18 protein-coding genes are annotated in these 26,529 nt (G+C 54.4%); all 18 read right to left on the bottom strand.

Annotation, left to right across the window (positions count from 1 at the left end):
* Window positions 1-13: 13 nt before the first annotated feature.
* The gene (locus I2H38_RS01225) at window positions 14-1,888 is read right to left on the bottom strand and encodes a calcium-binding protein (RefSeq protein ID WP_196269978.1); all 1,875 of its coding nucleotides are present in this window, start codon (window positions 1,886-1,888) and stop codon (window positions 14-16) included.
* A gap of 806 nt (window positions 1,889-2,694) precedes the next feature.
* Window positions 2,695-3,120, bottom strand: coding sequence for an HIT family protein (locus tag I2H38_RS01220; protein WP_196269977.1), 426 nt, complete (start codon window positions 3,118-3,120; stop codon window positions 2,695-2,697).
* Window positions 3,121-3,199: 79 nt separating this feature from the next.
* The gene (locus I2H38_RS21330; protein WP_210324636.1) at window positions 3,200-4,735 is read right to left on the bottom strand and encodes a glycosyltransferase; all 1,536 of its coding nucleotides are present in this window, start codon (window positions 4,733-4,735) and stop codon (window positions 3,200-3,202) included.
* Between the two features lie 139 nt (window positions 4,736-4,874).
* Complete coding sequence (locus tag I2H38_RS01210; protein ID WP_196269975.1) at window positions 4,875-7,868, bottom strand: glycosyltransferase family protein; 2,994 nt, start codon at window positions 7,866-7,868, stop codon at window positions 4,875-4,877.
* Window positions 7,869-8,076: 208 nt separating this feature from the next.
* Window positions 8,077-8,853 (bottom strand): polysaccharide deacetylase family protein, encoded by a 777-nt coding sequence (locus I2H38_RS01205; protein ID WP_196269974.1) that lies wholly within the window; start codon window positions 8,851-8,853, stop codon window positions 8,077-8,079.
* Window positions 8,850-9,560: a WbqC family protein gene (locus tag I2H38_RS01200; protein ID WP_196269973.1), complete on the bottom strand. Its 711-nt coding sequence runs from the start codon at window positions 9,558-9,560 to the stop codon at window positions 8,850-8,852. The genes I2H38_RS01205 and I2H38_RS01200 overlap by 4 nt, the downstream gene beginning before the upstream one ends.
* A gap of 81 nt (window positions 9,561-9,641) precedes the next feature.
* A complete protein-coding gene (locus I2H38_RS01195; RefSeq protein WP_196269972.1) occupies window positions 9,642-10,433 on the bottom strand; it encodes an ABC transporter permease in 792 nt (263 codons plus the stop codon).
* A gap of 1 nt (window position 10,434) precedes the next feature.
* Window positions 10,435-11,652 carry an ABC transporter ATP-binding protein gene (locus I2H38_RS01190; RefSeq protein ID WP_196269971.1) on the bottom strand — a complete coding sequence of 406 codons (1,218 nt, stop codon included), beginning with the start codon at window positions 11,650-11,652 and terminating at the stop codon, window positions 10,435-10,437.
* Window positions 11,649-12,815 carry an ABC transporter ATP-binding protein gene (locus I2H38_RS01185; protein ID WP_196269970.1) on the bottom strand — a complete coding sequence of 389 codons (1,167 nt, stop codon included), beginning with the start codon at window positions 12,813-12,815 and terminating at the stop codon, window positions 11,649-11,651. The genes I2H38_RS01190 and I2H38_RS01185 overlap by 4 nt, the downstream gene beginning before the upstream one ends.
* Before the next feature lie 10 nt (window positions 12,816-12,825).
* Window positions 12,826-13,590, bottom strand: coding sequence for a methionyl-tRNA formyltransferase (locus I2H38_RS01180; protein ID WP_196269969.1), 765 nt, complete (start codon window positions 13,588-13,590; stop codon window positions 12,826-12,828).
* Window position 13,591: 1 nt separating this feature from the next.
* Window positions 13,592-14,641 carry a GNAT family N-acetyltransferase gene (locus I2H38_RS01175; protein ID WP_210324635.1) on the bottom strand — a complete coding sequence of 350 codons (1,050 nt, stop codon included), beginning with the start codon at window positions 14,639-14,641 and terminating at the stop codon, window positions 13,592-13,594.
* On the bottom strand, window positions 14,631-15,665 hold the full coding sequence (locus I2H38_RS01170) for a DegT/DnrJ/EryC1/StrS family aminotransferase (protein WP_196269967.1): 1,035 nt from the start codon (window positions 15,663-15,665) through the stop codon (window positions 14,631-14,633). The genes I2H38_RS01175 and I2H38_RS01170 overlap by 11 nt, the downstream gene beginning before the upstream one ends.
* A 9-nt stretch (window positions 15,666-15,674) precedes the next feature.
* Window positions 15,675-17,570: an asparagine synthase (glutamine-hydrolyzing) gene (gene asnB / locus I2H38_RS01165; RefSeq protein ID WP_196269966.1), complete on the bottom strand. Its 1,896-nt coding sequence runs from the start codon at window positions 17,568-17,570 to the stop codon at window positions 15,675-15,677.
* A gap of 56 nt (window positions 17,571-17,626) precedes the next feature.
* Complete coding sequence (locus I2H38_RS01160) at window positions 17,627-18,772, bottom strand: DegT/DnrJ/EryC1/StrS family aminotransferase (RefSeq protein ID WP_196269965.1); 1,146 nt, start codon at window positions 18,770-18,772, stop codon at window positions 17,627-17,629.
* Between the two features lie 17 nt (window positions 18,773-18,789).
* Window positions 18,790-20,991 (bottom strand): glycosyltransferase, encoded by a 2,202-nt coding sequence (locus I2H38_RS01155; protein ID WP_196269964.1) that lies wholly within the window; start codon window positions 20,989-20,991, stop codon window positions 18,790-18,792.
* 18 nt (window positions 20,992-21,009) lie between these two features.
* A complete protein-coding gene (locus tag I2H38_RS01150) occupies window positions 21,010-21,591 on the bottom strand; it encodes a coiled-coil domain-containing protein (protein ID WP_196269963.1) in 582 nt (193 codons plus the stop codon).
* Window positions 21,592-21,713: 122 nt separating this feature from the next.
* A complete protein-coding gene (locus tag I2H38_RS01145) occupies window positions 21,714-22,694 on the bottom strand; it encodes an NAD-dependent epimerase/dehydratase family protein (protein WP_196269962.1) in 981 nt (326 codons plus the stop codon).
* Between the two features lie 1,032 nt (window positions 22,695-23,726).
* Window positions 23,727-26,528, bottom strand: a complete 2,802-nt coding sequence (locus I2H38_RS01140) for a glycosyltransferase family 4 protein (RefSeq protein WP_196269961.1) — start codon at window positions 26,526-26,528, stop codon at window positions 23,727-23,729.
* Window position 26,529 lies beyond the last annotated feature (1 nt).

The raw sequence follows: 26,529 nt of genomic DNA, 5'->3' as shown, positions 1-26,529 counted from the left end.
CAGGGCAGAAGGCCTAAAGCACGAACCACGATGCATCGGGCACCTGCTTGCCGGCGATCCGTAGAACAGCCTCCGCCGACGGGTCATTGTCGACATTGAAGTACAGGATCGTATCCTTGCCGCTGAAGGCATAACGAATTTGGCCGGGTGCGCTGAATGCCTGGTCTCCAATGAAGGTGAAATTCTGGTTCCCGGCCCGCGTTTCATCCGCATCGATCAGCCTGAAGTTCAATACGTCGCCCTGCTCCCGCGAAAAGTCCTTCACGAAGTCCGAGCTCTTCAGCGTCGTGCCGATTTCAGCGAGTGATCTCCAAAGAAAGACGTCGGCATCGGGACCACCGTAAAGGGTATCCGCTCCAAGCCCTCCTTCCAACGTATCTCGGCCCGTCCCGCCCGAGAGGAGGTCATCACCGTCCATGCCCACAAGCCGATCATTGCCGGCTCCGCCCGAAAGCACATTGTTTCGTGCATTGCCGACGACCCAGTTGTCCAGTTCCTGGCCCGTCCCGTAGATTGCATCACCTGTGAGAACGAGATTTTCCACATTGCGGGGGAGAGCATAGTCGGTCGAAGCGACGACGGTATCATTTCCGCCGTTTTCCTTTTCGATCACGATATCGTTGGTGTCATCGACATAGTATGTGTCGTTCCCCGCACCGCCTTCCATGCGATCCATACCGGCGCCGCCATCGAGGAAGTCATCGCCGCTCGAACCGAAGAGCGCGTCGTCTCCCGAGGTCCCAACCACCGAGTTGGAACCCGCCGTTACGACAATCTTCCTCGCGACAGACCAGTCGAAAAACTTCACGTGCCCATCATCAAAAGTGATCGTCGTGCTTATGACTTGCCCCGCTGAATCGTACCAATCCTCGTATTTTGACCACGAATACAATTGAGATGCATCAAAATCTATTTCTAGTCTTTTTCCATCGTCATATGTTATGATTTTATAATCCTGTTTTCCATTAACACTATAGTGATCTAAAACACTATCCCATACATCAAGAAGCTTAACATCATAATACAAAGCTAATTTTGAGCCATCATCATACGTAGTATGTGCCGACTGAATGCGGCTATTTTCCGCTATTATTGTCTTCTTTACGGACCACGAGTAGTTGTTGTCCAAATCCCAGTGCGTAAATATTTGACTCTTGTCGTCCATAACCACGTGCTGAGCGTCAAGGCGCCCCTGCAGATCGATGAACGTCGTTGATTTCGACCAAGATTTGGTCCCGCTGGTGTCGCGCACAATGTTCCATGAACGATCTCCACCACCAATGGCGGTTTCGTTATGGCCATCCATGTACGTCGCCCGGTTCCCAAAATAAAGACTGTAGAATTCACCAGTAATGACGCCGTCTGCTTGATAATAGCTCTTTGGAGCATATCCAAACGTATCCTGCGCTGGACTGTACGATTTCGCATTTATTTGTTTGGGGTCGACAAACGTACCCTGCCAGCCCTTGAGATTACTCTGCTGAATGACAACGTCTGGCCAAAGAGTGCGCGCCTCCTCCATAGATAGAGGAACGCTACTGCCTTTCCGGGTCAAATAAACTCCATAAGTGGAATCAAAAAACATCCACTTTCCATTGATGAACAACTCTGTAGCCGTGTGATTGGTCTGGAATGGCACATCATAAAAATTCACTCGGCGATGTTGAATGCCGATTCCTTCAAATAGCGAGTCCATCAAAATATCACGCCAGCCACATGAGGCGCTCATGACCTTAACCACGTTTTTGGCGTTTACGGGCTCGGCGCCCGCACCGCCGCCAGGCAGTAGGGACGCCCAGGCCCAAGATGTCATGATCTTCGCCAACGCGAGGGGGTCAGATTTATGGGCGCGCATAAATGATGCGAGTTCTTTGTAGTCTTTTGCCATGGTTGAAATTTTCGGTAAAACTTACGATAGGGAATGGCACATTATAATGTATCAAATTCATCGTCCAGAAAATATTGCAACGTTATATTTCTTCGGCCGTATATTGCAGCACGGAGAAGGAGGCGGGATCGCTGAGGTCCACCGAAACGGGAGACGCAGGATCCGCCCCAACGTCTTGTCTTCAAAAGCTATTTTGAAACGAATCCCTGTTAGGAAAACGGTGACGCCTGCGCAGCCGTTCACAAGGACGTGTCGTCCACCGGCGAGTAACGCGGTATGACCCGAATGAATTGACGTGAGCGCGCTTCAGGCGATCGCACGCACGGGGAATCGCTCGAGGAGGGCTTGCCAGTTCGCGGAACTCGGAACGGCCGATGCATCCGGCGACCATGCGATATTCTCGTACGAGAGGAATTACCGTCCCAAACACGTCGTCCGGCCAAAGTTCCGTGTGATCGCAACTTCGCCGCTCACTGCGGGGAGCGGTGTCGCGCCAAGGAAGACCAGCTCTCGTGAGCCACACGGTCTGCCATGGGCGACACACTTATGTTGCGTACGATCGTTGGCGCGGTCTCAGCGTGCATACCCAGGCGCGAGTGCCGCGGGATGCATCCAGCATGCGAGACAAGTAGACTCGAATCCCGTGACCTGCGCAGCTCGCCGGCGAAATCGGCGGCCCGTCCCCGTTGACACGTGGCCGAAAATCCGGGGGCATCTTAATAAGATGGAAGAAGAAATCTTAGCCGGCCCGAGCTCAAATAGCACCTTCTGCAAAGTATCAGGCGAGAACTCCAGACTGCGACGTCTTAAAGTTGCGACAACACCTGCCTGATCTTCGACGCGTTGGCCGCCAGGATTTCGCTGCGCTCCATCCCGCCCGTATGAGGTTTCAGCTCGATCCCCTCCCATCGTGGGATCACGTGAACGTGCATATGGAATACGACCTGCCCGCCAGCGCTCTCATTGGACTGGATGATTGACATGCCATCCGCGCCGAAGGCCTCTTTCGCGGCGCATGCAATCACTCGGACCGCGCTCGCGACATGGCTAAGATCGTTCTCGCCAATGTCAAAGATGTTGCGCGCCTTCGCTTTCGGAATCACCAGGACATGCCCTGTGCTCCTCGGCATGACATCCATGAAAGCCAGAACGAAGCCGGTTTCGTAGACTTTGTGAGCGGGTAACTCCCCCCGCAGGATCCGAGCAAAAATATTGCCTTCATCGTAAGACATCTGCAGACCCTCCAACCGGAGCACCCTTCCCGGGGCTATCATAAGTTATTCAACAAGGCTCATATGTCGCAAGTAGACGTCAATCGGTTCGCGCCGCGAGCGGTGTGTGGGCTGCCGCTATCCCTATTTTGCAGGCGTCGACCAGCTTCCAGCGCTCGCTCTGCCAGCAGAGCGTCTCGGATGCCCTGATCGCATTCTGTTTGTAGCGATCAATCAATACCCGATCGAGCCCGTTGATCGCCGCCGCAATGCTTTCAGGGCGCATACTGTCTATAAGGACCCCGAGATCGTGGCGCCGTGTCAATTCCGCCATATCAGGACAATTTGTGACGCAAAGTGCCAGGCCGGAGTTCACATATTCAAAGAACTTGTTCGGAAGCGCGAACTGATTATGCAACGAGTTGTCCGGTAGCGCGAAGAAACCGATGTCGAACTCTTTCGCAGCGCGGACGAGTTCAGTCACCGGCACCGGAGGCGCGATTTCAACGCGATCGGAGACCCCTGCGCTTCGGATCAAGCTCGCAAGCCGCGCGATATAGTCAGGATGGCCGGGGCCGCGGATCGTCAAGCTAAACTCGGGCCTCCATGAACCGACGCTTTCAATCGCAGCCTCAAGGCCTCGCTCCTCGGCGACAATACCGTGATAGAGCACCCGAACCTTCTCTCCCGTCGGACGGAACACGGGGTCCTGCCGATGGGGCATGTTCCGGATGACGGCGCAGGGTACGTCAAGCCGATACAAAGCCGTCAGCTCCTTTGATATGCCGGGAGAAACGGAAAAGCGGAATTTTGCATCACGAATGAACCGTCGCTCGACAGCCCTGGCAATCGGCTGCGTAAAAGCGCGCCAACGCGGATCGTTCGGATATTCCTGCGTCCCGAACTCATGGCTATCATAGATATACGAACCGCCCTTTTCCTCGACGAGCTTTGCGACGATCGGCAACGTGATCCAATCGTTCGCGACCCAGAGATCGGTGTCGATCGTACGCGCTTTCGCGTACATCTCCGTCACCGTTGGCCAGGACCAGTAGATTTCCAGTGCGCGCTTGCTGTCCACATGAGCTTGCAACAGCGAGAGATAAGGCTTGAACTCCTGCCACGACGTTACCTCGGGCGCAATCCGATGAACGCCTAGGCACTTAAGAACGGCGTGTTCAGCACGGCGTCTCAGAGAAAATAAGCGACGAGTCACCGGCTTCAGAAGGGATACGAACCCTCCTCTGACTTCGCCTCCAAAGCCGCGCACACGCCAATAGGCGAAAGCTGCCGCATAGGGGATGAGTACGCCAAGCAGCGGGACGCCATGGGAGATAGTCGCCCTCCCCCGCGAAACGGCCCCACCGGCAGCCGCGCAAGCACTCCGCAAGTCGCTCGCACGGCTTAAGATGAGCTCCTTTTTCGCTTGGCTCGCCCTTCTCCGGGCGGCCGCGATTTGCTCCTCGACTTCTCTTCTCTCATCGCGGTCTGGGGATCTGTCGGTGTCCCCCTGTTCCAGCAAATCCGGCACCGTATCGACAATCGTCCAATCGGGGACGGGAGCCGATCTCGCGGGGTACCCGACTGCAGAAACCGTCCAGCCGATCTCGTGCAGCGCATCGCCATGGCGTCGCACACGCGCATCATCGGCAATCGGCGAGAACGAGATGAAGCAGACGCGCGGTTGCTTTTCGATCAGAGGAGAGGTCATCAAGGATCCGGATGATCATTTTCAGGTAGTCTTACGCGAGCTAATGGGAAGCGGTCCTGCCAACTCAGTCGCCTTTCGCAGGCTTGACTCTCTTTCGAACTTCCTCCCGCGCAATTGCCCCCAGGCGGGAGAGCAGTTGCGAAGGTCTCATATTCAGGTTGTCGTAGGCTTCTGCTATTTGAGCCAACTCGCGGACGCATTCCTGCAACCGTTGGATCTCGCCTTGCAAAGCGACCTCGACGCCCTGTCCCCGTTTGAGTTCCTGCTCCAGATCCTTAACTCGTTGCGCCCATTGCTCGCCGAGGACGGGCCAGAGCTTCGAAAGCCGCTCCGCATCAACAGGCTGACCATTCGTTGCGTTGAGCAGGGACAGGACGAAGTTTGTGATGATTTCCGGCAGGACCACCGTCTCCGGAATCAACGCCTCATGGGCCGTGTCCGGCTGGACCGGCGGCGTGCTCACGATCCAAGATAAATCAAGAGTAGGCGTCGTCGAGCAGGCATCCGCAACAAGGCTTTTGACGGAAGCGACCGCACCCGCAGAAACCACATCCCAGTTGAATTTCTCAGCGAAGAACGCGTGAGCCTTGTCTGCCATTCGCATCCGATCTCCATCATCCTCGGCAAGGCGGTTGATGGTTTCGATGAGGGCTTCCTCGTTGGTGAAGTCGACGCAGGTTCCCCCGCCAGATTCATCGAGAACATTCCGCACGAAATCGGTCCTGTTCGCGAGAATGGGAAGGCCTGCCGCCATGTACTGCGAGAGCTTGTTCGGACAACAAAACTTATTGTTAATGTTGGCCGGCTCATACGGGATGATGCCAACATCAGAACGGCTCGCGGCAGCAATCAATTGATCCTCGGCGACCGGCTCGCCGAAGATGACACGCCCCCCCAGAACGCCCTCCCGAGCCGCCAGATCCCGCATCTGATCTTTGTAAGAGCCGTCCGGGCCTCGCAAAACGAGGACGCATCGCGACGACGTTTTCCTCCAAACCTTGATCAGCAGATCGATGCCTCGGGTCGGAGCGAAAATCCCCTGATAGAGGAATTCAACCTGGTCTTTACGAACCGGAACCTTCGGATTGGAACGGACCTCCTTCGCATCCCGCGTCGGAACCGCGTTCGGAACAGTTTCGAAGGGGTGACCATAGGCTTCAGCCATGACATTCGACAATTGTGGAGACACGCAAATGCGCAAATCCGTAGACGGAATGAGTGTCCGCTCCACCGCTTCCCAGAAGCTGCTCTCCCCGGCGAGAGCGCCGGGAAAGGAGAAGGGCCAGAACTCATGGGCATCGTAGATCAGCGGAATATCCCAGCCCCCCGCCAACGCGACGCCAGCAGGCAATGTATCCAGATCACATGCAATGATGGCCGAGGGCGAACCCAGCTTCTGGCAGACCTCGATCAAGTTGGAGTTTATTGAGACGTAATAATTGAGATGCGATCGAAACCGAAAGCGATCTTCAGCTCCCCCCAAGAGACCGAAGCGAGAGTTAAGATGATCGTCCTTGATCATCGCCGCGAGCATGAGGTTTTTGAGGACGCTTAGCCCTGCGTTTTGTTCCACGCGGCCTTCATCATCGACGAACCGTAGCCAACTGTCGCCTTGTTGCTCAGGGTCGATACGAAGACGCAGATGCCCGTCGGCAACGTTTTCCAATTCGCAACCGGTTGTCTTCCCTGCATGGCGATGGAAACCAACCTCGACGACCGTGGCGAATTCGACCAACTTCTCGGCCCACCATCCGATGCGCGGATCAAGCACGGGATCGTGGCTCGCGAGGATGAAGAGGACGGGCTTCTCGCTCGTTTGCAGAGGACCGCCGGAGGCCGCCTTGGACCGTACCACGCTTTTCTCGGAAGCGATCTGCTCGATCATCGCATCGATTTCCCTGACGAATTGTTGATACGTATACTTGGGGTTGAGAATGATGTCTTCATAGGCATTCGTCGCGAGCTCACGTAGCCGAACGTCATCTCTGACCGTATCCACCACTTCGGCGAAGTTAGAAAAATCTTTCTTCAGTGGAATGAAGTGCCGCCATGGCTCGAAGACGTCGGAGTAGGTGCCTTCGTACAGGATTTGCACGGCCCCCGTAGCGGCGGCCTCGAAATGGCGTGGCGAGAGCTGGTTGTAGAATACGTTGCCTTCATATTTATGCAGGAACTCAGCGTGCGCTTTCTGGTAGTAAGCATCGCTCCAGGGATCCATGTCCCGGTTCTGCTCGGCAAATCGGGCACACTCCTGTTCAACCCGGCCGTCGAAGTCGAAGAGGTTCGAACCCGACTCCACCCCGAGTGTGGCCCGGCTGTTCTGCAGAAAACCGATCCAGTCCTGCCCAAAATGGCGATCTTCCCACCGGGAGGAGATGTCGCATCTCAGCGTTATGCCGCTACGTTCGACCTGCTTGAGGAACTTTTCTCCGATCTCTCGCTTCTCGAGCCCCAAATGTCCGAACGACAATGGCTGTAAAGAGCCTCGGTAGCTCACATCGATGGGGCGCCCCGTTGCCGGCTCGCGCCAGAAATCCGAACGCATCTCGGACGAGACGAAGCCCGTCAGGGACTGGAGGATGCGGCAGTCTCCAATAATCCTCCGGGGATAGACTTTCTCCCACTCGGAAGGAGCGAGGCAGGTCACGAGAAGATCGAACTTCTTATCGTCGATGATTTCGGCGAAACGTCCGCTCCTGAATTGCTCATCCTGCTTCATCAAGATCTTCAGACCGCGATAGTCGCGGAGCTTCAGTGCGATCTTTCGATCGATTCCCGCTATGTTATTGGGATGATAGCTGACCGTCGGATGGAAGATGATTCCGTGGTAATCACGAGGATCAAACGTCGATGGAAAGGCCAGCCACTCAGAGCCGCCCGGCCACATATTGGCAACATCGATCGTGTGACGGCTCATCCATTGGAGGGCCGCGATATTTTCTCGGATCGTCAGAAGCCCATTCGGGTCGAAGAAGCCGACAAGGAGAAGCCTTAGGCTCGACTTACGACCGAACCGTTGACCTAGTACCGGATTGGAGCTTCCTCGTCCGACAGGCATCAAAAATTTCCTTCAATCCCAGTATTTGCATCCGCTCCTTGGAGAGGGTTTATCAGCAATGGCTCAGCCAAGGCGCAGAAGCTTTGGGCCAATGGTGGATATATTTCGCGTCGGTGGATGGGAACCGACTGGCAAGGCCCATCCGTGCACCATCTGACCCTACCGTTCTCGGAAGTCGACCACGGCCACGGAAGCGCGATGGAAAAGTTTAACTTTTTAGATTTTTCCTGCCGCCTTTTGCGAGAATGGTATCGTATTCATGCCTGATGGCACGTGCTCTTCCAAAAATGCAACGGTCGACGCGCTCTGATGGCGAAAGTGGTTCAGGAGTCCACCATTCCGGGTGGGTTAACAGGTGAAGCTTGGGGTGCCCCGCTGCAATCACCTCTGCCATTGGAGTAAAACGCCAATAGCCATTGGAGTCCGAAACATAGTTGTAGTCTCGCTTATAAGCATCAGCATAGGCGTTGATGAGACCGCCAATTTCACGGTCCTTGAAATCCAGAAGATTGGACATATCCGGATTATGCCAGCTCATGGTGCGAATGGGCTGGCCGAGAATTGACTCCAGCAAAACCCTCTCGGCATGAACGGCTTGCGCGAGTGTCGAAGCCGTCCAGATGCGAACATCAAACGCAGAAGCATCAAAGTGGAGCCCGATCTCATGCCCTCCGTCGCGAACCCGGCGAGTAAGCGCCGCTGAGACCGGTTCGAGAAGATTATAAAATTGTGATCGCGGATTGAGAAAATATACGGCGCGCGCCCCCTCTTCTGCCTCGATCTCGGCGAGCCGTGCAGCCCGATGCAGCGACTGGTCCACGTCGTGTCGCCACAGAACATGTTTCGTCTCGGGAGGGTGGGCGAAACTCGCAAAATTATAGGAGCGTGATTTCAAGGACTTCAGCAGATCGCGAAATCCCGTTTCCGTGAATTCGTCCCAGTTTGTCCGAGCCTCACCAGGCTGCTCGCCAATAAGCTTACTCATTGCGCTGCCGTTTCCGCAAAGCTTTCCGTAAAAGGGCGGCCGTCATGCATCAGGTAATCGATAATAGAGAGGCCAGCGATATACTTTTCAGGAGGACCATAGGGACGCGGCGTAAATGATTGACCGCGAAGGGACAGGCCATTTTCGGGAAATAGGTTGTCTATTTGATAACCACTTGCGCCGCCTCCCGTCAGATAGGTGTCGCCACCAACCGCCTTTGTCAGCGCGATCAACCGTTCGGTGCTCTCGCCCGGCACCGAGAGCTGCGATTGCAGCACGAATTCTGCGGATAGACCCAGGTAGGACGCAATGGAACTGATAGCAGCGATGTTAAAACGCGCCAAGTTGAACTCTCGCGCGTCGATGAGCGGCCCAAGGAGGTCCATGACCTGTTTGAAATGCTCGGCGCGTCCGTAATTGGCCTGGAGGCTGCGCAGAAGCTTCAAACGCCAAGGCTGTTGATCATCGATCTCCGCGGCAGAGATCGGGGCGCCAAGGGGCAGACGTTTTACGGGACAGCCTACCCAGTGCTCTTTTCCTTGGATGTTCAATCGAACCCGATTGACCCAAGAACCCATGCCTCCGCTACCAGAACGTGGATAGTCCACGGCATCGAGAAAGATAAAGACGTCCGCTTGCCTGATCTTATCAAAATAGCCAAGCCAGGGAAAAAAGTTTGGCTGATGAATGGCGACGACGCGGCCCATGATCTCGTTTCACGATCCTAATTTACTTAGATTTTCATCAGACTGACGCAATGGCGCAAGGCGACTCCGTCAGGCCTTTTGTTAAAGTCGTGTATCGAAAAAGGACTTCAACCGGCGAAACCACCATAGCCCGCCGAGGAAGACGGCAACAGAGATCACCGTCATGTAACCGAGCGTCCATAAGTGCGGCAGGGCACCTTCCAGAATTGGCTGTCGGTAACACTCGGCTAGAACATAGAACGGGTTGTAGACAAGGACAGCCTGCGCGCCTTTCGGGTAGGCTGACAACGGATAGAAGATAGGTGATGCGAAAAGAATGATTGTCAGCACGTTCGGTAGAATGAGCGCCGTGTCTCGCACAAAGACGTTGAGCGCTCCCAGAAAAAGGCCGAGACCGGACACGAAGACAATCTGGAGAATAATGGCGATCGGTAGGGCGATGAGAGCAGGACTGGGCCAAATCCCTCCAAATGCCTGAAGAACCACGATTAGACCAAAGGCGACGACAAGAGGCACGAGGCCGGTTATCGCGCTGACAATTGGCAGCAATTCAGATTTGAAAGCGATATTCTTGACGATACCGGCATTGCCCACCACGGAGCCTGTCGCCGTTCCCAGTCCCTCGCTGATTGAGAGCCAAGGGCCGTAGCCACTAATCAGCCAGATAAGGAACGGCAAGGTCCCCTCGCGTCCGGGAAGTCGTCCCGGGAAGACATAGGTAAAGACAAAGCAAAATATCCCCAGCATCGCCAACGGACTCAGCACCGCCCATGCGAGCCCAAGAGCCGATCCGAGATAGCGGTCCGTCAGCGACATGCGGGTTAGGCTCACCATCATGCCTAGATCACGGCGATCGAATCCGGCAAGCACCATTTCAGACATCCTTGAGAGAGCAAGTTTTGATCAGAGGGGGATAAAATAGGAGCGGTGTACCGCCATGCTGCCCATGTTCGTCGATGACCTCGAAAGCCCGGGATATTTGGTCAATCGGCCCGGCCTCATCCAGAAGTTGGGCGTCGATACGAAACAGGTTCGCACCTAGGATGAAGGGGTCAAAAGCGACCTCAATATCAAAAGATCCACATGCGGGCAGAACTAAGCCATGACTTGAGAGGCGATCGTCCCAGAGGGTGCGGCCATCCACCCTGACGATGCGTAAGTGCGCGTCGAGGGAGCGAGACATGCCCGTCACAAGTCCTTTCAAATGAAAGGTAAGTGGCTCGAACGCCAATGCCGTTGCCTTGATCTCTTCGGCCCTCTGAATCAGCCCTAGATGTTCGAGGCGACCAAGATCCGGCCTCCTCACGACCGGATCTCCAGCTTCGAACTTGCGTTTGAATTCCGCTTCATCCGCTTGCTGGACGCTGGCTTGATAAGCACGGGTGACCTCAGCGGGAGATCCATCCATGATGAGACGTCCCTGATCGAGCCAAAGGCATCGGTCACACATCTCAACGATGGAACTCAAGCCATGCGATACGAGGATAACGATCCGGCCCCTATCCGCGATTTCCCGCATGCGCCGCGATGCTTTATCCGCGAAGAACGCATCACCGACCGATAGAGTCTCATCGATAATCAGGATGTCCGGCTTGATGGCGGATCCCAAAGCAAATGCCAGTTTGGCCTTCATGCCAGAGGAATAGGTGCGTACAGGCCGGTCGATAAACTCGCCTAGCTCCGTAAAGTCGATAATTTCCTGAACGCTATCATCAATTTCAGCTCTGGACTTTCCATGGAACAGGCCATCGATATAGATGTTTTCCCGCCCTGTGGCATCTTCCCGAAGAACGGTGCCGATCGTCAGAATCGCATGGATGTCACCTTCTGCCTCGATCGTCCCCGAGGTTGGGTCGGAAATACCCGCCAGGATCGAAAGCAGAGTCGTTTTTCCCGCGCCATTACGACCAATGATGCCAACCCGTTCCCCTTCACGGATTTCGAAGGAAACGTCATCGAGCGCACGGACCTCGCGTTGGACAACTTCGCGCTTTCCGGACCGGAGCGCACCCATGAGCGATACCGGCCCGCCGCCATGCTCGGCGAGGGCAAACACTTTGGACAAATGGGAAATGCGAATGAATGCGCTCATGCGCAAGCGACCTTCCAGCGGACAGGAAGGGTCAAACCCTCCCGGTTCAACGGATCTTCTACTTCTAGCCTCAAACCATCACCGTTGAGCCAACTGAAGCCGTCGAGCGCCACACGCCGCCCTGGTAGCTTCGGGTCCGGCATCACGAGATGGAGGCTGATCTGATAGGAGCCCCGCTCGATTGGAAGATGGGGGACTCTAACCTCGACCATGTATCGTCCCGGCTTTTGTCCAACAGGCGTTATCTCACGGGACATGAGCTCGGTTTCCCAGCCAAATCCCGGCTGCAGTCGCTCGATGACCGCCACCGCACCAACATTGGCGGGCTGCATGATTTCTGCTTCCGCGCGAATGACCAGGTCTTGACCGGGCCTTGCTGTCATGGGGTCTTCAGGGCGCGCCACGAAGCGAGCAATTCCAGGCTCGAACGTCTCCTTTGCGTCTTCCCCATAGAGGTGGTAGCGACTTGCGTTGGCGGCGGGTCCCGAGAAAATGATCTGGCCACGATCTATGACATGCGCCGTCTCGCACATCTTGACGATCGCCGCCCAATCGTGAGTGACGAGAACACCCGACGCGCCGCGTGAAACGCGATCCCGCAGCCGCCTCCAACACTTGGCCTGGAAATGCTGATCTCCGACGGCCAAGACCTCATCTAGAAGATAAACGTCATAGCTCCCGGCTGTGGCCGTGGAGAAAAACAGGCGCGCTGACATCCCCGCCGAATAGGTGAAAACCGGGTCCTCGAAGCGATCACCCAGTTCGGAAAATTCATGGATGTCTGCAATCATCTCCTGCTGGCGGCGCCGAACCTCGCCGTGAATCGTAAGGAGACGCTCGGCGTATTGCCGACCGGTCAATTGGGGATTGCCGACAAGGCCAAGCTCATAGAGTCCCGACAGTTTCCCTTTGATCGCGATTTGTCCCCCATCAGCGGAATAGACACCGCCGATGGTTCGGAGCAAGGTCGATTTTCCAGCGCCGTTGCGACCAAGAAAGCCGACGAACTGGCCCTTAGGGACCTCGAAGTTGATATTCTTGAGGGCTTCGAAGACAGGGACACCCGAATGCGCACTGAAGGCAAGACGCCAAGCGCTCCCCTGATCGACGAGGGCAAAGCGTTTGCTGACGCCGCTACAGGTGATTGCGATAGCGCGGGACATGGCTCAATTCTTAGATTAAGTCTGATTCATCGCTAGGCTTATCAGGACGCCAAAGCTTTATGCAGACTTTTTCTCCGTTCAGGTAAAAATAAGCTGGATAATTAACGGGATCAGCAGCCCGAATTTTATTGAAAAGCTCAAGTAATGATTGAGTTGGATCGATTTCGGAATGAGATGGAATACGGTTGGGAAGATCGACCGCCTCCGAGGAGGCTTGAGCTGAAGCGCTACCTATGCCTTCATATTCGAATTTCCGCAGCGCATCGACAACAACGCTAGATTCGAAGTCCGCCGTTTTGCGGGCCAAGCTTCGCGTCGTTTCAAATTGGGATAATGGAAAAGACCTTTGCAGGATAATTGGACCCGTGTCCATCCCCTGGTCGACAACATGCACTGTTACACCGCTCTCAGACTCACCGTACTCGATAGCCCAAGAAAGGGTTCTCGCGCCCGGATACTTGGGAAGCAAGGATCCATGAACGTTGATGCACACCTTGACTGCAGAAAGAAAATCCACCCCGAACAGATAGGAAAACCCCGCCGAGAAGCAAATTTTACCTTCCACAATCGGAATCAAAGTTTTCAGATCAGCTTTATTTGCAACGACATGAACAGGTATTTTTTTCTCAGTTGCCAGGTCAATTGTTGCCTGAACTTTGGGCCACCGCGTCGGATTATTGACAAAAACACGCTCAACGTGGTGCCCAGCGTTCAATATAGACTGAAGAACTCTCTCGCGAGGTCCGCCCGAAAAATAAACGAGATTTAGTGGCATTCTAGGTTTCTTCGGAGGAAAAAGGAAAGAGATAGAAATTTGGATACGCGGCGAGAAGCTCGGTTCTTGTTAGGCCCGAGAAAGCTTCTTTTAAAGCATAACCATAATAACCGTATACATAATCCTTCGCGCCCCAGCCTTTTTTGAAGTGATACACTCCTTCTTGGCTCCGCCAAGTTCCACCCCAATTCCAGTAACTATACCCCCGCGATGCATAGTCGATCATCGCATGAACTATCAAAGCCGAAATGACTTGTTTGCTGCGATACGCCTCGACTGAAACTGGCATAAAATACTCAACCCAATCTCGGTAAACTAAAGTTAGCAGGCCGCCAGCAAAAATATCATCTGCATAGGCAACGTAAAGATGACAATTGTCGCCAAACAATTGCTTTAAAGTTTTAAGCTGATCTATTGACTTAATAGTTCCGTTTATTTTACCCATTCCAATCGCATGGTGTTCATGGAGATTCTGAAAATCAACATCCTTTTCGCTACGGAAAACGGTAAATCCTGACTTAAGTCCTTTACGGGCGAGATTGCGTGTTTTCTGCGAGAACATTTGCAAGAGCGGCTCTTCAAGAGAGCCAGCCGTACCCGCTGGAAGAGTTGAGATCTGGCCGATCCTATCATCGACACGCTTCATTCTGGAGCAGGCGGAAAACTCCGCACTATCATTGCGGAACGGATGGGTTACAGCATTAAAAGCCATGATTTTGTGCTTCTGCACGTACTCATCGAGTGCCTGCATTAGCGCTTGCACGACGGGCCCACGCTCAACGGTTGGATCAATAATGAGGTCGCCGTGGCTTCCATAGTATGGGAGTGAGTTTAGGACTTTTCCGCACGGGCCGTCCATTTCAAACGCTGGCAGTGCACCTACCGCTTGACCGTCTTTATAAGCCAGGAAGTACACGGGCCGCGCCTGCGGGCAGGCCATCTGGGTGAAAGCCGCCCATTCTGGCGATGCATGGATCAGGAGGCCGGGAACCCTTGCAACAAGCTCTGCATACGCGATGGAAGGCGGAGCGACTGAAATCTCAATGGGCATGATGATTTCCAAGAATTTTGCCAGCCGCTGCAATCACTTTCTCAATACTTTCCTCGCTGAGTCTCGGATAAAACGGTAGAGAAAAAGTCTCGTTGAAGACACGGATAGCATTTGGGAAGCCGTCGTCGCTGATGCCCATAGTGCGATGGGCCAATTGATCTACGCCATGCCGAACGGCAACTCCGGCAGCAGCGAAAGCGCTTTGGATGAGTTGGAAATCAATTTTGCCTCGCAATACGAAGCGGAACAGATCGGCTGAAGGCACGTCAGCATCGTCGAGAATGGTCGTCAGCCCCCCCGGCAACGCAGAGCGATAACGCTCTGCGATCTCGGCACGCCGCTTCCGGAATTCCTCCGAGCGTCCCAGCTGTGTAATGGCCAAGGCAGCCTGAAGCTCGCCAAAAGCCGCAATGTCCTGCCATTCACGTGCCAAATGCTCCAACGAGAGCACAAAGCGCTCCTCGCGGACCGCCACAGCTCCGCCCCCCCCTCCACAAATGTACTTCGTTGGGTGAAAGGACAGGACGGCGATATCGCCCGCCTCTTCCCATCTGTCTACCAGGATACGCGGATGAGCTTGGCATAGATCATGGATAACCGGCACACCGAAACGGCGATAAGGCTGGGCCGATTGAAAAATGCCGAATGGAGGGGCTAGCAGAATGGCCGACACCCTCTCATCAAAGCAAGCCTCCACTGTTTCGGCTGTACTGCACCAGCCCGAGCCGATGTCACAAAATTCCGGGATAAGGCCAGCCGTTTGGATCGCCCAGATAACTGCATCGCAGACATATGTCTGGACGATGACTTTGCTTCCACGCGGAAGCTTCAACGATGCCACCGCAGCATAAACCGCGAAACGGCCACTTGGAAATGTAAAGCTCCGAGTTGCTCCTGAAGCCTCGCTGATGCTGGCGCTCGCGTCGTTTACGAGTGCCCCACCCAAGAGCAGCCCGGACCGTAGGACACTCGAGCATGCGTCGACCTCAGCATCAGTTATCCATGGTGAGGAGTGCGGAATCATACGGTGCACCTAGTTGGCTAGGTGTGGGAGATTTAAGTGCTCTCCTCGCAGGAAAATTCGGCACCACCATTCGAAACTCAGGAACGACCAGATAAGGAGGCGGTGATTAGCCGCTCCGCTCATGTGCTCCTCCACGGTCTTTCGAATGAAAGCCGGATCGAGATACGCGCTCGAAGCAAGATCTCGGCCGAGGAGAATTTCTCTCACGTAGGCGGCGTTTTCACCCCTATACCAACTGCCTTCAGGCGAGGAGAAGCCCTGTTTGCGGCGATCCATGACCTCCGACGGCAACACGTGCATCATGGCCTGGCGCAGACAGCTCTTGCCGCCCGAGAAGGTGTCTTGCGCCAGAAGCTTCTTACGAACCGCGTCCTCGTCAACGCTCAGCATATGCTCGAGATCAGAGAGCTTGTGACGAACCGGCAGACGCATGGCGAAGTCGACGAGATCATTGTCCAGGAAGGGGAAGCGCTCTTCGAGCCCGCTTGCCATGGCGAGCTTGTCTCCGACCAGAAGCAAGCCCGAGAGAAACGTCTTCGATTCGAAATAGAGCGAGTTGGCGATATGATCTTCCGGACCCTGGCAATTTAGGTTGCTCGCGTCCCCATAAACGGACCGGAAGACGCTGAACATTTCGTCTTCGTCGTCGGTAGAAGCGTTGAAAAGGGACTTGCGATCGGCCTCGGTCGTCAGTCTCTGCCAGAACCCATAGTAGCTCCGGAGGTAATCGTCCTGATCGAGCGAACGGAACACACGATAGTATCGCCAAGGGTACCCGCCGAAGAGTTCGTCACCTCCTGCGCCTGAAAGACAAACCTTCACGAATTTTGATGCCAGTCTTGCAATGTAGTAGTTCGGGTAGCTCATCCCAAGCCGCAGATCCTCAAGATGCCAGACTACGCGGGGAAGAGCCCACCGTATATCGCCAGCATTGATGACCTGTTCGTAGTGTTCCGTTCGGCAGTGATAGGCCAACAGTTCCGCTGCGCGGCGCTCGTCGAACGTCGCCTCGATCCCCTCAACCTTCGACATCTCAAAGCCGGCCGTGAACGTGGACATGCGCCCGAGATGAGGTTGGGCAAGGGCGACCAAGGTGCCTGAATCCATACCTCCGGAAAGATAAGCCCCGACGGGAACGTCAGCGACGAGTTGGCGCTCGACGGCCTTGGCCATGAGGCGCTCGAGCTCTGCTACAGCCTCTGTCTCGCCGATCTCGATGCGGCGGCTGAAGTCATAATCCCAGTAGGTTTCGACTCGCTCTCCATCGCGATCCAATGTGAGGATCGTAGCGGCCGGAAGCTGTTCGACACCGGCAAAAAGGGTATGAGGCCGGAACAGGTTCTGGAAGGTGAAGTACTCGTGAAGAGCCGCCGTGTTGACCTTCACCTGAAAGTCAGGGTGGGCCAGGAATGCCTTGATTTCAGACGCGAAGACGAGCGATTGTTGCGTGCGCCAGAGATAGAGAGGCTTCACGCCATACCGGTCGCGCACCAGGTGGAGCCTGCCCAGTTCCTTGTCCCAGAGAGCGAAAGCGGCCATGCCATCGAGCCGGCGAGCGAGCTCTCGAATACCCCAGATGGCATAACCGGCGATCAGCACTTCCGTGTCGGATCGCGTCCGGAAGGACCAACCCGCTGTTTCCAGTTCTCGCCGGAGTTCCCTGAAGTTATAGATCTCTCCATTGTAAACGAGCACGATGCGCCCGTCTGGCGAGATCATTGGCTGGCGAGCGGCATCCGAGAGGTCGATGATCGAGAGACGGCGATGCCCAAGGCCGACCGGGCCGTCGACATAGGATCCTTTCCCATCGGGCCCCCGATGCGCGATGGAATCCCGCATGGCAACAACCATGCGTTCTTGCGCCGGCGCACCGTCGCGATTGAGAATACCGACAAGACCACACATCGCGGGACTGACTGCCTATGAAGCACGTTCAGAGAGAACTGCCTGCTGAAGTTGCCTCATGCCACCGTCTCAAGGGCGCGGATGACCCGCTCGACATCTCCCGGCCCCATATGATTGTGCAGCGGCAGAGCTATGCTCTGCGCCTCGACCTTCGTGGCGACGGGGCAATCTTCCGGGCTAGTCCCATAAACCTTCCGGTAGGCTTCCAGGCCGACAATGGAGTGGGTTCCAGGACGACCCGCTATGCCTAGCGATTGGAAGTGCGCCAGAATTTCATTCCGGCTTGCAGGAGCCCGGTCTTCATCCACCATGACGACATAGGCCTGCAGCGCATGGCCGTAATCCGCAGGGCGCATCGGAGCCCTGATCCAAGGGAAACGCTGCAGATAGGAATCATAAAGATCCGCGAGTGCAGCCCGCTCGTCGATGAAACGATCGAGCTTGGTCAACTGCGTGGCGGCCACGGCAGCCTGGATATCCGTCAGACGGTAGTTGAAGCCAAAGACCTTGAATTCGGGCAACTCATAAGGCTTGGGTCCGCGGTGCCGAACCTCTTCTGAAATGCTGGCACCGTGGTTGCGGTATGTGTCAATGGCGGCAGCCAAATCCGGATCGTTCGTTGTGACGACCCCGCCCTCACCACAGGTGATCGATTTTCTCGGATGGAGAGAGAAGCAACCGATATGCCCTAATGAACCGGCAGGACGCCCCTTGTACGCACCGCCGGCGGCGCATGCGCCGTCTTCGATCACGATGACGCTTGAAGGAAGCACCGTCTGCAAAGCATCCATATCCGCGCAAAGGCCGAACAGATGGACGACAATGATCGCCTTGGTGCGTGGCGTCACCGCCCGAGCCACGGCGTCGGGATCGATGTTGTAGGTATCTTCCCGGATATCCACGAAGACTGGTTTTGCCCCGCAATGGACAACGACATTGGCGGTCGCAACCCAGGTGAACGATGGGACGATCACCTCATCGCCCGGTCCGACGCCAGCCGCAACGAGAGCGAGGTGAAGCGCCGTCGTGCATGACGTTACGGCAAAAGCATGAGCGACCGCATGACGTTCGGCAAAGCCAGTTTCGAACTTCTGGACCCAGGGCCCCTGCGTCAGCCACCCAGACTCGAGAACCGATTTGACGGCTTCCAGTTCGTCTTCGCCCATGACGGGCTTGGCAATCGGGAGGGGCGCAATCTGCATTGTGAACTGATTCCTGCTTAAGAAAAGACTTCGTCCGCTTCAGGCGCCAAGCCTGCACGAAGACGATTGATCATCCGTTCATACCGCAAAGCACAAACCGGGGCAGCATGCCATTTTAGTGCGAAATCCCGACCCGCCTTCCCAAGAGCGGCCCGACGCTCCGGATCAAGCAGGATTTCCTTCAGGACCTCATAGATCGTTTCTTCAGTCGCGTGAAGGGCCGGCACTTCCTCAATAGGACGCAATGGGGAGAGAGGCTCGCCCTGTTCAGGGCGCAAACAAGTGACCATTGGACGGCCCAACATTAAGGTTTCTCGGGCATTCGCGCCGAGCCGACCATAGTTAAGCTGATCGACGACCAGATCTGCCTGCAACTGATAATATCTCACATCCCTGCTCTGCAGATCCGTTGCAAAAAAAAGGCGGACAGCAGCTCCTTCCTTTCGAAGCCGCTCGATTGCCGCCATGACCGCGCCGGTGCCCTTGATATCGCGATCGCCGTTTCGACGAAGCTTGGAAAGCCCTACCCCGTGATAGACGACAAGTTCATCTTTTTCCCGTGAGAGCAGATGTTCTTCTGGAATCGCCAGGTCTGGTTTCCAAAGCTCCGGATCCAACGCCGTTACGATAGGGCGCCGGACATACATGGGCCCAACGCGATCATCGACAGCCAAATCTCCTTCCAGCGTAACCACATCGCAGATCGACGAGAGTTTTCTGGCCCAAGTCAGATTTATGGCGTCGCTGCAAACATCCGGACGGTTTTCCCATACGCAACGCCCGCAAATACCGTTCGTCAGCTTTCGTATCGAACTCTGGGATGCCCCTTCATTGCACCCGGCCGGCATGAATCCGATCAAAACATTATGCCGACGCAATTCAAGAAAATCCCAAGGTATAGCTTGCGGATTGATGGAGTTCTCCCAGTTTTCCGGAAACAGACTGCAGATGCCCCTTCCGTAAAAGTGAACCGCACCGAACCGTTCGGGAATGGAGCGGAAGAACGTACGGGTTTTCTCTCTCATAGCGACCGGGTCTGGGTCGTATAGGGAGAGATCCTCGCCGTGGAAGAACTGGTTTACGGTGCTGGCCGGAGAATCCAGGGCCACACTTAACGCATCCCAACCGCGATCGCGTAAAGCAGCTGAAAGATATTTGTAATGGTAATAGCTATTATGAATGAATAAGGCCGAGTTCTTACGCGGTTCAGCTGGCAACGCCGAAGGAAGTTTCTGCGGAGCATCAAAAGGTATGACACACGAAAGAGCGTCAGAGATGCTCGTTTCAGTCCGCAGGCGTTTCGAGATGTAGGGAGCAAAAAAGTCAATGACGCCCGGGTACTTCCGTGCCCAAGCCAAGATACTGAAATATTCCCTCTGGGTGAGTTCTCCAGATTTTTTTCCTATTTCATTTCCAGAGTGTATTAGACGCTTCAAGCCACCAAAGATGGCTTGAGGAATTTTATCCGGAATGTCGAATGCGACAGGCGGAGTTTCTGCTCGACCCAAACCATATTGAAATAAGACGATGCGCTTAACGTCCCGATTGTCAATAAGGCGGTCTACGTCATGGGCACTCAATCCGTGGATGTAGTCAAACAACCCAGGAACCCGGGGGATCGCGATTAAGATGAGATCTTCACGGCGCTGAGTCACGAGCAAGGTAGGGAGGTCTTGGCCCGTCCAGCACAACAAAGCCTTCAGCTTTCGGTGCCCGGATTCCCTCACGTTTCTTCGAAGAGCGTAATAGCGACACAGTTTGGCGACATGTTCCTCAAGAGCGGATGCATGCGCCTGAAGTCGCTCTGATACGAAAATCCGAAATGCTTGAATATCACCGTCGATCTCACGACGCATGGCGGCGTAGGTCTCGTTGCTCGCAGAGATCTGGAAATCATCCACGTTAGCAACAACCTGAGAACATCCGTCATCCAGGCGGCCTTGGAGCACCTGGGCGCCTGTGATGCTCGAAAAAGACGGGCCGCTGCGCAAGGGCCCAATGTCCAAACCTGATAAACTTGCCGTCTCTAAGGGAAGTCCAGCCAGCACACCGCCCTGGGCTTGACGAAACATAGATGCGGCGTCATTGAGAGCCGCCTGCTTCTTATCAAACTCAATAAGTATTTTTCTAACTTTGCCTCCGAAAACAATTATATAAAACAAATTTGCGCATAAAATTAGTGCGCTAGACAACACTACCCCGATATCAATGATTGACATACTATTCATTATCATCGCTTAGCTAGTTGAGATCGGCATCTTCTCAATCGAGATTGCTTTTTCCAACTGAGAAATACTATCAATATGTCTTGTCAGCTCTTCGATGCAGGCATCGCGGTGCCTATCCGCGAGAGCAAAAAAGGCCCGCACTTCGCCAGAGAAGCTCTTGTGAATCTCTTCCGCTACTTCTTTTCGGAAAGTGGAGTGCTTGTTCTCGATATCAATACTGACTTGGGCGGAATGCTGGTCTAAACGCTGTGAGTGCCGGCCTAGACACTGCTGGATCTCGTGATGCAATTCGTTCTCAGCTTCGTATGATTTTTGCATCTTCGCGTAAAAATTTTGCATCTCCGCATAGGAATTTTGCATTTCCGCATAAGTACTTTGCATCTCCGCATAAGCATTTTGCATCTCCGCGCGAAATTCATCGACTACCCGATGCAACCCTTCCGCGTCTTGATTTAAACTCTCTTGGTATTGCAACAGGTTTCCCAACTTATTCTGCAATCCCCTCCTAATAAAATAAACAAAAACAGCTAATAAAATCGCTGAGATAAACGCAACTGATGTCAATGCTGCAAAAACAATCACCGGCTCCATTGGACAAAGACCTTTTGAAGAGAGCTGTCGACAGATGCTTGGTTCGGCACCTTCGATCAAATTCGACGGCCGCCGGAACTAGAGCAACACGTAGAGGAGCCGCATTTGTATCGCAATGACATTCAATCAGAATTAACCGCTGCCTTGAGTTCAGACTTACGCCACGCGATCAGGCGCCGCAGTCCCTCATCGAGGGGAATGCGGGCATCAAACCCAATTTCCTTCCTCGCCCGTTCGGTCGAGCCAATTCGATTGCGAACAAGAGTGGCCTGACTTCTAGGTGCGTACTGGATCGGTAGATTGCAGCCCGTGAGATGACAAAGACGCTCCGCTATCTCCTTGAGGGAAGTACGTGTCCCGGTACCCACATTGTAAAAGCCATCGACGGCTTCTGCTTTTATTGCGCAGATATTGGCGCGGGCGCAGTCTTCGACTGCAACAAAATCGAAGGCTTCTGAGCCGTCGCCAAGAATCGTCGGCCCTTCTCCGCGGTCAATTGCGTCAAGCATCTTCATGATGACCGCAATGTAAGCCCCTTTGTAATCTTGGCGTGGGCCATAAACATTCATATAGCGAAGGCCTACGTAGTTAAGCCCATAGCGGTGATGATAAGCCCGAGCCATTGCCTCGCCGGCAATCTTCGTCGCCCCATAAAAATTCTTATTATTAAAAGGATGGTCTTCGGTCATGGGTTCGCAGACGGCGTCGCCGTAAACTGACGCCGAAGAAGAGTAGACGAGGCGCTTTACGCCCGCTGCAACACAAGCCTCAAGAACGTTAAATGTCCCGTTTACATTGACATCGAAAGCGGCTCGGGGAAATTCATGGCACTGAAGAAGCCATAAAGCGGCAAAATGGAAGACACCGTCAGCCTCATTCAGGGCCGACCGTAAGATGTCCGAATGAAGGATATCGCCCCCTACGTCATAGATACGTACACGAGGATCCTTGAGTGCATTCGAAAGATTCCGGGAAGTGCCTCTGACGAAATTGTCGTAGACAATGATCTCACGAACATCTTCGTTCAACAGTTGGTCAACTGTATGGGAGCCGATGAGCCCGGCACCACCGATAACGACGAGTTTAGAGCCTTGTAGGTTCATGATACAATAGAACAATCTATGTTGTGGGTTGCGCTGGGCTTAACAGGATCACCTCTCGAAAACAACCCAGGTGCAAAGCGTGTAGGCTCGCCCTCCCCCCTCGGTTGGGGAGTAATAATTTGGTGCCGAGGTGTAGTCCGGGCTCCATTGGTGGAGACCTCGATGAGTGCCCAGTTTCCTCGGAGCGAGCGGCAGATGGCATGGCTTCCCCGATACTTCTGATTGCCGCGGTCGCGCGTGGACCACCGGAGAGTGGCCAGCGGGATCGCTCGTTCTCTCCGCAACGGGATGGAATGGAAGGACTGATTCCAGGAATATCGTCCGAATGAATCACACTGCAATCGGTTCATCCGCAGGCCCAGGTCCCTCCCCCGCCAGTTCCGCGAAAATCCGGCAGAACCCACATGCCGGTCCAGAGGCTCGAGCGTTGCCAATACCGTTACGAAATCCTTCATGCACTCGGATATGGGGACGCTACGATGCTGTCGGGCACTAGCGAAGGCGTTGTCGAAGGAACGTGACGCAGTCACGGCCGAGGCCTAGACCCCGCTCACCGTCGCGCCAGGCGAAGCCTTGCGGGCGATCCTCGCCGTATACGCTCGGCAACAGTCCGACCTTGCCATGCGCCTTTAAAACATCCTGGATAAGGACCGCCTTCCCGATCTTGGCATGCAATGTCCTCGCGTCCGCCGGGGCAGTCCCCCCTGGCTCGGCCCCCCAATATGCCAACTGCTCCGCGATCTGGTTCGGGTGGACATCGAACTGTTGCGCCAGTTCCTGCGCGGTTGTCTTCTCATGTCTCCTGTTCGGCAGGCTTTCTTGACCGCTGGAGCCAGCCCCCCGGAATGGCATCGTAGTCACTACGATGCCATCACAGAGCGCCGCCCGATCAGCCGATCAATTCCGCCATATTGAAAGGCGACGTGGCTGTTGGGGCCAAGATGCCCCCGGGCGCGACAGAATGGCTTCCTCCATGAGTGACGCAATCACATTCAGTCCATAGGATATGAGTCGGAGTAACGTGCACCCGCCCTATCGGGAAATGCTGCGTTGAATCAGTCTGAACGTCCTATTGCGGATGAAACGGTAACCGTATCTGCTGATTCCACGAATGGTTTTGAGACTTGCTATAACCTTTTCGCGATCTGCAAGCGTTACCTCCAGTTCGCTCAAGCGCAATTGAAGATCCTCTGAAATATCCTTGACTTCAGGTACAGTCGGCAAGCTCTCCTGCACGAGCGGCGGTGAGGCTGGCGTATTGAATTTACGCATAGGACCTTGATCATTGATCCAGCTGAAATCAAAATTTCCGCTTTTGATTTCGGAGTGACCGACCAACTGCTGAATCCTGTCCATCAGGGCGGAGCTTTGTCGCTCCCAATGGAATGTCTTTTCGAAATAAGCTCTCGCGTTTCGGCCGAGTTCTTTGCGTCGCTCCTCGCTGGCTGCATAAGCATTTACAGCCTCAGCAAGACTAAGCTTATCGTCGAACGAAACAGTCTGACCGCACTTCGCAGCCTTTACTGTTTCCGACACGAAATCGAGCTCATTTGTAATGATCGGAAGACCTGCAGCCATATACTGCGAAAGTTTATTGGGGCAGCAATAACGATACCCGGCCAACAACGCTTGATAGGGAATCAGCCCCACATCTGCTTGCATAGCGGCATTCACTAGTTCCTTTTCGCCCACGGCTCGTGGAAAAAAGATACGCTGATTGAGCAGTCCACTCATCTCCGCAAGACGGAGGATCTTTTCCTTGAACGGATTATCAGGCCCCCGAAGGTATAGCACGCACGATGGATCCGTATGCGGCCAAGCTGCAATCAGTTGTTCCAGGCCACGCTGTTCAGCGAAATTGCCCTGAAACAGGAATACAACCTTATTGCCGTGAACCTTAACACTGGGCTTCGAGGTTTGGGGTTCGACCTCCGAAAGCGGCACTGCGTTTGGAACGCTTTCGAAGGGCAAGTTGTAGTATTGGGTCATTTGCTGGGCGAGGTGATCTGAGACAGTCACTCGATGCGTCGCCAGTCTTGCATAATATTTCTCGATTGCAGACCAGAAACGACACTCCCAAGCGGCCATGCCCGGCACTGAAAACGGCCAGAACTCATGCGCGTCATACACAACGGGGCAGCCAAACTCCCGTCCGGCGATCACCCCGGCAGGAAGAGCTTCGAGATCGCACGCGACAATTACATCTGGCGCTCCAATCAAGCGCGCCGCTTGAAGCAATGCCATGTTGGTATTGTGGAAATATCTGCAAAGTTCCTGAAAGCTCTCGATTTTTTCAGGGTCCGAGTAGCCTTCCGCAAGGCGTAATGCGTCGCTAGGTTTTTGCTGCCGGAGAAGATCCAAATAGAGTAAGCCCTCCTCGCCTGTATTGAGGTCCAGGCGGTCAACCAGACTTCCGGGCATCACGTCGAATTTCGTACGCTCTACCCGGACGCGCCGACGCTGCTTGTTAACCTGCTCGATTGAGGGCCCCTCCCCGGTCCTGTTCCAGAGGTAGGTTCCGATTTCGCAGACTTCAAAACCGCGCTCCTCCAGCGCTTTGGCCACCCACTCAATTCGCGGATCGATACGGGGCTCATGTGCCATCATCACAAAAGCCTTGGGACGCGGCGGCACGCGCGGCGGAATTGGAAGGTCTCCTGACGCTGATACCGCTGCAGCCGAAAGCACCGGGGTTGTCGCCTCAATAGCGTTGTCTACACGCTCGACGAAAGTCCGGTAGTGGTATTCCGGGTTGCAGATAATTTCCTCGTGGCACCGCTCAGTAATCTCATTGACCAAGCCGGCATCACGAATTGCAGCGACAACCTCCGCCTCGTTAGACAAATCCTTCTTGAGCGGAACGAAATGCTTCCATGGTTTAAAGATACCGGAATATGTCCCTTCGTACATCACTTGAAGCGTTTTCACCGCAGCCGCCTCAAAATGACGAGGGGACACTTGCGCGTACATCACGTTGTCTTCAAAGCGGTGGAGGAACTCGTCATAAGCCCGCTGGAAGTATTCGTCAGAGAGGGGGCCGAGATCCGCGTTCTTCTCCTCAAACGTCCTGCACAGGCGCTCGACCTGACCGTCGAAGTCAAAGAGGTTCGAACCGGATTCAGCGCCCAGTGTTGCCTTAACCGAACCAAGAAAGCGGAACCAGTCGTTTCCAGAAAATCGATCTGCCCAGCGACTAGAGATGTCATAGGAAAGGCCATTGGCCCTGCAGATCCGCTCGAAGTCGGCACCGATCTTGCGCTTCTCGTAGCCGAGTTGGCCAAAAGATAACGGTTGAGTCGAGCCGCGGTATCCAACGTCAATAGCGCGATCCCCTCCGAAGGCATGAGCCTGGTCTCGGAGGAAGTTTGATACATAGCCGGTCAGGCACGAGAGGAAGATGCGCCCGCTTGATTGCACGCGGCCATAGACAGAAGGAATCTCAGTTTCAGGAACGCAAGTCAGTACCACATTGACGTTCTTAACTTCTATGAAGTTTACGAACTCATTGGTTTGATATTGCTCATCCTGTTTCATGAGGATTTTGCAGCCGCGATAATCCTCAAATTTTGTTTTGAGATCCTCGTCGAGGGACCAAAGGTTTTTCGGATTATAACAAGCCGTCGCGTGAACAATCACGCCAGCGTAATCGTTTAAATCAACACTGGAAGGGATATGGAGACTGCGCCCATCACCAGGCCAGAGATTCAAGACTGAAATCTTGTGGCGTGAGTAGTTTTTCCACTGGGCAATATTCTCACGAATGGTCGAGATCCCAATTGGATCAAAAAAACAGACCATCAGCAGATGTTGTTTGCCAGAATTTTTCATAGTCATT

Origin of the sequence: Microvirga alba, from assembly GCF_015694465.1 — a bacterium.
GTDB classification, from domain to species: Bacteria; Pseudomonadota; Alphaproteobacteria; order Rhizobiales; family Beijerinckiaceae; genus Microvirga; species Microvirga alba.
Note: the sequence above shows the minus strand (reverse complement) of the source record. Positions and strands in the feature narration are given on the sequence as shown.

Coding starts and splice junctions, on each gene's coding strand:
- I2H38_RS01150 (WP_196269963.1), bottom strand. CDS start 21,591: ATGGAGCCGGTGATTGTTTTTGCAGCATTGACATCAGTTGCGTTTATC.
- I2H38_RS01195 (WP_196269972.1), bottom strand. CDS start 10,433: ATGGTGCTTGCCGGATTCGATCGCCGTGATCTAGGCATGATGGTGAGC.
- I2H38_RS01220 (WP_196269977.1), bottom strand. CDS start 3,120: ATGTCTTACGATGAAGGCAATATTTTTGCTCGGATCCTGCGGGGGGAG.
- asnB (WP_196269966.1), bottom strand. CDS start 17,570: ATGTGTGGTCTTGTCGGTATTCTCAATCGCGACGGTGCGCCGGCGCAA.
- I2H38_RS01205 (WP_196269974.1), bottom strand. CDS start 8,853: ATGAGTAAGCTTATTGGCGAGCAGCCTGGTGAGGCTCGGACAAACTGG.
- I2H38_RS01160 (WP_196269965.1), bottom strand. CDS start 18,772: ATGCAGATTGCGCCCCTCCCGATTGCCAAGCCCGTCATGGGCGAAGAC.
- I2H38_RS01145 (WP_196269962.1), bottom strand. CDS start 22,694: ATGAACCTACAAGGCTCTAAACTCGTCGTTATCGGTGGTGCCGGGCTC.
- I2H38_RS01140 (WP_196269961.1), bottom strand. CDS start 26,528: ATGACTATGAAAAATTCTGGCAAACAACATCTGCTGATGGTCTGTTTT.
- I2H38_RS01190 (WP_196269971.1), bottom strand. CDS start 11,652: ATGAGCGCATTCATTCGCATTTCCCATTTGTCCAAAGTGTTTGCCCTC.
- I2H38_RS01155 (WP_196269964.1), bottom strand. CDS start 20,991: ATGTCAATCATTGATATCGGGGTAGTGTTGTCTAGCGCACTAATTTTA.
- I2H38_RS01225 (WP_196269978.1), bottom strand. CDS start 1,888: ATGGCAAAAGACTACAAAGAACTCGCATCATTTATGCGCGCCCATAAA.
- I2H38_RS01180 (WP_196269969.1), bottom strand. CDS start 13,590: ATGCCACTAAATCTCGTTTATTTTTCGGGCGGACCTCGCGAGAGAGTT.
- I2H38_RS01170 (WP_196269967.1), bottom strand. CDS start 15,665: ATGATTCCGCACTCCTCACCATGGATAACTGATGCTGAGGTCGACGCA.
- I2H38_RS01210 (WP_196269975.1), bottom strand. CDS start 7,868: ATGCCTGTCGGACGAGGAAGCTCCAATCCGGTACTAGGTCAACGGTTC.
- I2H38_RS01175 (WP_210324635.1), bottom strand. CDS start 14,641: ATGCCCATTGAGATTTCAGTCGCTCCGCCTTCCATCGCGTATGCAGAG.
- I2H38_RS01185 (WP_196269970.1), bottom strand. CDS start 12,815: ATGTCCCGCGCTATCGCAATCACCTGTAGCGGCGTCAGCAAACGCTTT.
- I2H38_RS01200 (WP_196269973.1), bottom strand. CDS start 9,560: ATGGGCCGCGTCGTCGCCATTCATCAGCCAAACTTTTTTCCCTGGCTT.